At 42.5% G+C, this 3,700-nt stretch carries 3 protein-coding genes; all 3 read right to left on the reverse strand.

The window, feature by feature from the left end; all coding sequences use genetic code 11:
* Nucleotides 1-150 precede the first annotated feature (150 nt).
* A complete protein-coding gene (locus PN499_RS15460; protein ID WP_272032882.1) occupies nucleotides 151-939 on the reverse strand; it encodes a DUF4058 family protein in 789 nt (262 codons plus the stop codon).
* A 56-nt stretch (nucleotides 940-995) separates the two neighbouring features.
* A complete protein-coding gene (locus PN499_RS15465; RefSeq protein WP_272032883.1) occupies nucleotides 996-1,760 on the reverse strand; it encodes a DUF4058 family protein in 765 nt (254 codons plus the stop codon).
* Nucleotides 1,761-1,834: 74 nt separating this feature from the next.
* Nucleotides 1,835-3,661, reverse strand: coding sequence for a threonine--tRNA ligase (gene thrS / locus PN499_RS15470; RefSeq protein WP_272032884.1), 1,827 nt, complete (start codon nucleotides 3,659-3,661; stop codon nucleotides 1,835-1,837).
* Between the last annotated feature and the right edge of the window lie 39 nt (nucleotides 3,662-3,700).

Here is a 3,700-nt window from a genome sequence, read left to right on the forward strand (position 1 = left end):
ATGTAGGGGCGAAGCATTCGGGCGATAAATTTCTGCTATAAACCAAGGTTTTGTGTCCGAATGCTTCGCCCCCCAGGGTTTGAAAACACGCCCTAGCCCCTAGTCCCTCGCCCCTTCTTTGGTAATTGCGCTCGCACCTTCCTACTGCCATTATTCCCTTAACCCTGTCTCTCGCAAAAGAGTATCTGCCCAAATAACATCCTCATCTGACAGGGGCGGTACAAGATCGCCATTATAATCTATAGTAAAATCATATCCAGCTCGGTCATATACTGTATTTAACAGAACTTGCAAATCTACAATTGGCTCCTCATCTTCCGAACGTAAAGGCAAAGGAAAAGTAGGAATTGCATCTGACAGATTAAATAAATATAAATCCGCCATCGGACGTTGATTTCCCCGACTCACCAGAATCCGATAACTAGCTTCAATATCATTATTAAAAACCGGAAGAGCTTCCCAACCGCGCAATAAATCAATCTCCACCAAATGGGTGCGACTTCCGAACACCTTTTCCCGCTTCTCCTCATACATTTCGCGTCCTTTGCCACGTCTTTTATTGGCAGGTGAAAGCACCTCAATTACTGTCACCACCTCCTTAGTTGCTAAATCTATAACCTCTAAATAACTTTCTCTAACCTCTTCAGGCATAGGTACTGCTACCTTCAATGGTGTAGCAGTTGGGGCGAGTAGGGCGACATTAGAATTAATCGGGTTAGTTTGCGTTTGTCTGCGTTGTATAGAGACATCGGGAATACCAACCAATAAAGAGTTTTCACCATTGATTTCATAAATCCGCTTCTCAATAGCGACGCGATATTTAGGACGCAACTGGGGAACTAATAACTCTTGAATAATAGCAATCAGCAAGTGATGAACCTCTGGCCAAAAATCAATACTTTCTAAATATGGATTCATTCCTGGGAATGGATTAGGCATAGATTTAACTCCTATTAATTGACTTATTTTTATTAGACTCTCAATCCTTTTTCTCGCTATAAAGCATTCGCCCAAATAACATCCTCATCTGACAGTGGTGGCACAAGCTCGCCATTATAATCTATTCTAAAATCATAAGCTGCGCGGTCATAAACTCCATTGAGTAAAGCTTGTAAATCTACAATAGGTTCTACATCACCTGAACGTAAAGGTAGCGGAAATGAAGAAATTGGATTTGCCAAATTAAAAAGATATAAATCCGCCATTGGGCGTTGATTTCCCCGACTGACCAAAATTCGATAATTAGCCTCGCTATCGTTACCAAAAACTGGGAGAGGTTGCCAATTACGTAGTAAATCAATCTCAACTAAATGGGTGCGAGTCGCAAGTATTTTTTCACGCTTTTCCTCATACATTTCCCGTCCTTTGCCACGTCTTTTATTGGCAGGTGAAAGTACCTCAATTACTGTCACAACTTCCTTGGTAGCTATATCTATTACTTGTAAATAGCCTTCCCTAAATTCTATAGGCATAGGCACTCTCACTCTTAAAGATTTAGCAGGGGGTGCTGCAACGGCGACATTAGAATTCGTAGAGTTTGTTTGATTTGATGAAGGTTGGACAATGACATCAGGAATACCGACTAACAGAGACTCTTCCCCGTTAATTTCATAAATTCGCTTTTCAATATCCACTCTATATTTGGGAAGCAATTTCGGGACTAAAGACTCCAAAATTATACTAATCAGCAAGTGATGTACTTGAGGCCAAAGATTAGGATTTTCTAAGTATGGATTCATCCCTGGAAACGGATTAGGCATAGATTTCACTCCTATTTATTCACGGGCAATTAATTGATAAGTAGAGTGAGTTAACCCACTCTACTTACTATTTTCTAAAAATTGCTGAAACTCAAAATCGCCGACTTCAATCTATTAATTGCCTCATCAACAGAAATCATTCCCAACTCCCCAGAAGCACGAGTGCGAATACTCAAGCTATTTGACTCAACCTCCTTTGCACCCACAATACCCATCACCGGAATTTTATCCTTCTCAGCATTGCGAATTAACTTACCCAAACGCTCGCTACTCGCATCCGCCTCAGCTCGAATTCCTAATATCCGCATCTTCGCCGCTACCTCTTGAGCAAAGGGTAAAAAGTCATTACTAACTGGCAATAAACGAGCTTGAATTGGTGCTAACCACACGGGGAAATCCCCCGCATATTCCTCAATTAAAATCCCAATTAACCTCTCTAAAGAACCAAAAGGAGCACGGTGAATCATTACCGGACGTTTGCGAGTTCCGTCCTCAGCGACATATTCTAAATCGAAGCGTTCAGGCAAGTTATAATCTACCTGTACAGTCCCTAATTGCCACTCGCGATCGAGAGCATCGCTGAAAATGAAATCGAGTTTGGGGCCATAAAAAGCCGCTTCCCCAATTCCTTCAAAATAATTCATTCCCAAGGTTTCGACAGCGCGGCGAATAGCGCCTTGAGATTGCTCCCAAACTTCATCGGAACCCATGTATTTATCCGAAGTTGGATCGCGGAAACTTAGTCTGGCTTTGAAGTTCTTTAATTGCAGACTCTTAAAGACTGATAGGATTAAATCCACCACGCTCAAAAATTCAGCATCCAACTGTTCCGGCGTGACAAATAAGTGGGAATCATCCACAGTAAAGCCGCGAACTCTGGTTAATCCTCCTAGTTCTCCCGATTGTTCGTAGCGGTAAACTGTGCCGAATTCTGCTAACCGCATGGGTAATTCCCGATAAGAACGTAATTCGCTCTTATATATTTGAATGTGGAAAGGACAATTCATCGGTTTAAGAACAAAACCTTGTTCTGCTTTGGCCGATTCTTCATCCTCTGCCATCATCGGAAACATATCTTCTTTATATTTCTGCCAGTGACCAGAGGTTTTGAATAAATCTACTCTGCCAATGTGAGGAGTGACAACGGGTAAATATCCACGTTTAACCTGTTCTTGTTTGAGGAAATCTTCTAAAATACTCCGCAAAATTGTTCCCTTCGGTGTCCACAAAGGCAAGCCTGGCCCGACGACATCGGCAAAAATAAACAATCCTAATTCTTTGCCTAGTTTACGATGATCGCGCCTGAGTGCTTCTTCTTTTCGGCGCTGATATTCTTGTAATTGTTCGGGATTTTCCCAAGCAGTTCCGTAAATGCGTTGCAATTGAGCTTTGGTTTCATCTCCGCGCCAATAAGCACCGGCAACGCTTTCTAATTCGATGGCTTTTGGGTTTAATTCGCTGGTATTTTCTAAGTGGGGGCCGGCACATAAATCCCACCATTCATCACCCAAATGGTAGATGGTAATCGGTTCCGTCAGACCTTCTAAAATTTCCAGTTTGTAAGGCTCGTTAATTTCTTTAATTCGGCGTTCGGCTTCTTCCCGGCTGACTTCTTCTCGAATTAGAGGCAATTTACGATTGATGATTTTGATCATCTCTTTTTTGATGGATTTCAAATCTTTTTCTGTAAATGCCTCTGGGATGTCAAAGTCATAGTAAAATCCGTTTTCAATCCAAGGGCCGATTGTTACTAAGGCTTTGGGAAATAGCTTTTGCACGGCCATTGCCATGACGTGAGAGGTGGTGTGGCGAATTTTTTTCAGGGGTTCTGACTCGCTGGTGCGAGGAAGGTGGATTTTAGCGGGCTGTTCGGGTGCGGAAAGGGATTCTGGGCTAGACATCGGCTGCTGAACCATTGGAGGATTACTACAAATTGGGAC

It is taken from the genome of Kamptonema animale CS-326 (assembly GCF_028330895.1).
GTDB lineage: Bacteria > Cyanobacteriota > Cyanobacteriia > Cyanobacteriales > Microcoleaceae > Kamptonema > Kamptonema formosum.